Origin of the sequence: Mycobacterium sp. 4D054 (assembly GCF_052245755.1) — a bacterium.
Taxonomy (GTDB): Bacteria; Actinomycetota; Actinomycetes; order Mycobacteriales; family Mycobacteriaceae; genus Mycobacterium.
Genome location: NZ_JBQQCF010000111.1, coordinates 1 through 4,241 on the forward strand (window position 1 = coordinate 1; position 4,241 = coordinate 4,241).

Annotated in this window: 5 protein-coding genes and 1 pseudogene; 1 reads left to right on the forward strand and 5 read right to left on the reverse strand. The window is 65.1% G+C overall.

What is annotated here, in order from left to right:
• Window positions 1–122: 122 nt before the first annotated feature.
• The 5 genes and pseudogenes from ACTWP6_RS29945 to ACTWP6_RS29965 all read right to left on the reverse strand — a co-directional run bounded on the left by ACTWP6_RS29945 (window position 123) and on the right by ACTWP6_RS29965 (window position 3,692).
• Window positions 123–865 (reverse strand): annotated as a pseudogene (locus tag ACTWP6_RS29945) (GAF and ANTAR domain-containing protein).
• 8 nt (window positions 866–873) lie between these two features.
• Window positions 874–1,602 (reverse strand): GAF and ANTAR domain-containing protein, encoded by a 729-nt coding sequence (locus ACTWP6_RS29950; RefSeq protein WP_260757933.1) that lies wholly within the window; start codon window positions 1,600–1,602, stop codon window positions 874–876.
• A 122-nt stretch (window positions 1,603–1,724) separates the two neighbouring features.
• The gene (locus tag ACTWP6_RS29955) at window positions 1,725–1,922 is read right to left on the reverse strand and encodes a hypothetical protein (RefSeq protein WP_260757932.1); all 198 of its coding nucleotides are present in this window, start codon (window positions 1,920–1,922) and stop codon (window positions 1,725–1,727) included.
• Window positions 1,923–1,955: 33 nt separating this feature from the next.
• Window positions 1,956–2,114 (reverse strand): DUF6307 family protein, encoded by a 159-nt coding sequence (locus ACTWP6_RS29960; protein ID WP_260757023.1) that lies wholly within the window; start codon window positions 2,112–2,114, stop codon window positions 1,956–1,958.
• A gap of 477 nt (window positions 2,115–2,591) precedes the next feature.
• On the reverse strand, window positions 2,592–3,692 hold the full coding sequence (locus ACTWP6_RS29965) for a glycosyltransferase (RefSeq protein WP_260757021.1): 1,101 nt from the start codon (window positions 3,690–3,692) through the stop codon (window positions 2,592–2,594).
• A 278-nt stretch (window positions 3,693–3,970) separates the two neighbouring features.
• Between ACTWP6_RS29965 and ACTWP6_RS29970 the strand changes: the two genes are divergently transcribed.
• Window positions 3,971–4,114 carry a hypothetical protein gene (locus tag ACTWP6_RS29970; protein ID WP_260757020.1) on the forward strand — a complete coding sequence of 48 codons (144 nt, stop codon included), beginning with the start codon at window positions 3,971–3,973 and terminating at the stop codon, window positions 4,112–4,114.
• The last annotated feature ends 127 nt before the right edge of the window (window positions 4,115–4,241 follow it).

Below are 4,241 nucleotides of genomic sequence, written 5' to 3' on the forward strand. Positions count from 1 at the left end.
ACCTGCGAAGTGCCTTCCCGTCAGGGTTTTTGAACCGTAGAGAAGTCCAATTATTCCTTGCAGGACAGGCACTTTCGCTTATCTACACACCCCCACAGTCAACATTCCACGAAAAATCCGGGCTAGGCCCTCATATCGCCGGCGAACTCCAGAATCGCCGCGACCAGGACCGGGCGGGAGTACTTATCCGTCATCAGACGTCGGGCGACGTGACTCAGGTGTTCGCCGCGGGCCCGGGCATAGGCGCGCAGGATCTCGAACGCGTCCTCGACGGACACGCCAAGGACTTCGCGCAGGAAGCTGGTCGCCTGATCCACCACGACTCGTCCGGCGAAGGCGGCACGCAGTTTCGGTAGCACAGACGATCGATCCTGCATGATCGTCACGCACACGATGTGGGCCAGGGATTGAGCGATGCGGCAGTCCGCCTCCGTGAGCGCGCCAGGTCTGACGCCGAACAGGCCCAAAGCCCCGACGACGTCACCGCCGCGCACATGGGGACTGCGTCTACCGACACGAAGCCAGCGTCCAGCGCCGCGGGCACAAACCTCGGCCACCGCAGGACAGCGCCGTGCAGATCGGCCACAGATACCGGCTCACCCGACGCGTAGCAGCCCAGGCACGGGCCCTCGTTTGCGCGCAGCTGGAACAACTCCAACTCCCGGGCCTGCTCGGAGCTGGCTGCCAGCAGATTCAGCTTGCCGAACTGGTCGGCGAGGAGAAAACCGGCGGCCACGTCGAAAAGCTCGGCACAGCGCTCGGTGAGTTCGATGAGCAGGTCCACCACGTCGACATCGACGAGCAGGCGGTCGACGAAGGACACCAGCGCGTCCAGAACCTGTGTTTCTCGCGCGTCGTCCATCAGGCTGCTCCCTATCCGGTGTCGTCGTGATGTCGGTCGTCAGGTAACCGAAGCCGGCGCTTGAGGATCTCGTGGGCAACCTCGGTGGCCGGACGACCGCTGGTATACGCGAAGGCACGCAATCGGATCAGGGCTTCGTCCGGCTCCACTTCGAGCTGGGCGACGAGCATGCCGGTGGCCTGGCTGATCTCGGCGCGCGACAGCTTGTTCAGCTCCGCCCAGGTGTCACTTCCGGGGTCGTTGACGGCGGCCTGCAGATCGGCGTCGAGGAGGTCCAGCAGAGGCGCTTCGGCCAGTTCGGCGGCGACCAGCGCCCCGTCCAGCTGATCGGCGGTGAGCGCACCGGGCCGGACCCGGAACAGATCGAGCGCACCGACGTATTCGCCGGCCACCGCCACAGGGATGGCACAGACGCCGCTGATCTGCATGTCCAGCAATGTCGGCCCGTAGAGGGGCCACCGTCGACCGGCCGGTGCGGCGAGGTCGGCCACCAGCACCGGCACCCGCCGCACCACCGAGTCAAGGCACGGTCCCTCGCCGAGGATGAACTGCTGCTCGTCGTAGTGCCTGGCCGGCGGGCCGCTTGAGCCGAGGGTGCCGGCGTTGGCACCGTCGAACACCAGCGAGATCGCCACCGCGTCGACGTCCAGGAGCGCCACGCACGCTCGACACAAACGGTCAGCGGCCTCGACGCCACGGCGGCCGCCGACAGCCGCGAGCAACTGCTCGGTGATCGACACATTCAGCCGGACAGAAGCCGGGCACAGGGCAGGTACACGCATCGAGCAACGGCGTTCATGCCGACCGCCTTTCATCAGACCAGCGTTCCGCTCCCTCCCGGGAACGGGCGGCTGGTCGGGGGTCAGCGCCAGAAAAGCGATTTCTTCCAACGCTTTTCGTCTCCGTCGACACCGACCCATTCACCGGCCGCGTAGCTGTAGCGGTGCGCTCCTCCGGTGCGGACGACATCGAGTGTGCCGTCGCCGTGTCTGACGTAAACGTCGCCGAATCGCATGTACTCATCGACACGGCCATTGGACAATTTCACCAGGACCGTCATCGTCACGCATCTCCCTGGTACTTGATCACGAGGTCAGCGCACTTTCTCGGGTATGGAGTCCAGCGCATGCAACACGCGCACCGCCAGTTCGCGTGCGGCGTCTTCGTCGAGTGCGGAGTGTTGCCTGACGGTGTCCTGGACGAGCGTTACCCGGTTCTGGTAGGGGGTTCGGAATCTTTTCGGCGCAGCCATCGATTTCCTTTTGACGTCAGGCGTTTTCGCTCGTGATCGAGCTACCCGATACCAACAACGTACGCCGATTATCAGCCCGCGGGGGTGGGCGATCGAAACACGTGTTCCACCTGTCGTCACTCATCACTTCGATTGGGAGATCCCCGTTGACGAATGCGCTCACAGGGAATTCGCCCAGTGACCCCTCGGTTTCACTGGGCGAGCCCCCGCCGGACAATGGCCCGGAGGTCTTGGTGCGCTGTCTCAGCGGCGGGTGTGTTGAAAGTCGGTGGTCGTCAGCAGATGCCGCGCCCGTTCTATTTGGTGGCCGAAGTGGCTGGGCTGTGCTGTGAACCCGAGTGAGTGCGGACCGCGGGCGGAAACGCGAGAGACGACGACCAGCGAGTCGGCGTTGTTCAGCTTAATGAGGCCGGACGTGGGTGGCAAGCCTGAAAAGAGTAGCCAAGAGGCCGAATCTCACTGAGTGTGCGCGGGGCGTTACACCCGTGTCCGCCGCTGCGCCATCAGCTGTGCTGCGACCTGGAGGTAGGCGTCGGCGACAACCGGCCACGCCATCGCCGGCGCCATTTGGCGGGCCTTGGCCGCCATCGCCCCGGCCAGCCGTGGCTGCGTCAGAATCCGACGCAAGGCGGCGGCGAGCGCTTCAGGGTCGTCGTGAGCCACGATGCTGCCGGCACCGTCGCGCAGCAGTTCCACCGCATGCGGGAACGCCGTGGCCACGACAGGCCGACCGCTTGCGACAGCAGCAACAAGGGCCCCCGAGGCCACCTGATCGGCACTGTCGTAGGGCAACACGATGACCGCGGCCGCCTGGTGGAGTGCTGCCAGCGATGCCCGGTCGATGCAGCGGCCGTCCAAGAGCACCGAGTCCGCGACGCCGCTTCGACCGGCCTGCTCCACCCGAGCGTCGCGGTAGGTCTCACCCTCGCCGGCAAGCACTTTCGGATGCGTCGGTCCGGCCACCAGATACCGGGGACGGCCAGGGACGCTCTGCAGCGAGGACATCACGTCGATGACGCGCTCGACACCTTTTCCGGGGCCCAACAGGCCGCAAGTCAGGATGACCGGTCTGCTACCGCGTTTCAACCGTGGACCGCTGGGAAGTACGGCGCCATGCGGAATCATGGCGATCTTGTAGCGGTCCACGCCATACTCACGACACAGTCTCTCCCGCGCCGCCTCGGACAACACCACCAGCCGATCGACCGTGGCCGCCACCCGCTCGAGGACCCAACGTTGGTGCGGAGCAGGGTTTTTGAGAACGTTGTGCACGACGGCAATCGACGGGACGCACAATCCGTCGATGACGTCGAGCAGAGCGTCTCCGTGTGCGCCACCGTAGAGGCCGTGCTCGTGGTGTATCACCGCGACGTCGCTCTGATTGAGCGATGCCACGCACTCGTCTGCCGACGATGCGGAACCGTTGACCAGCTCCCCGACGACCCGGCGGTCGGCAGATCGCGAGCCGTCGGCGACCCGCACGACACCGACGTCGGATCCACGAGCGCTCAACGCGTCCGTCAGCGCACAGATGAAACCGGCCGGCCCCCACGGCGCCGGTGGATAGGCGCCGAGCATCCCGAATCGAACGATTCCCGCGGGCGGACGCCTCGAAGCGGCAGCGAAGGAAGACTCAAAGGTGGGCACAGCGTTCACGACAATCCCGACGGACGGTGGTACCGGCGCGGCGGCGTGAGCGGTTGCTCGTCGAAATCAGCAGAAGTCAGCTGAACATCCCGGACCGGCAGGGTTCCCAGTAGCTTCGAGGCTACACCCGAAGCCGACCCCGCCGTCTCGACATCAGGAGTAGGGTCGAAACATCGGGACCACCCAGGCCCCTTGACGAAGGGCCACCAATGTCTGACAAGTCTCCGCGCCAAACGATGTCGAAGAAGTCCGGAAAGAGCCTGAAAGAGAAACGTGCCGACAAGAACGCGAAGTCGGCAGCCAAGACGGCAGCCGCCGCAACGGTACACGACATCAACATCAAGAGGCATTAACCTCGATCTTTCACGTGGCGGGTAGTTGAGGTCTTTTCGTGGCGTGGGTGGGCGGTTCTGACGTGGGCGGCCTGGGGTTCCGGCGTTGCGTCTCGCCGGTGCTCCTGGGTCCTTTGCTCGTCGGAAT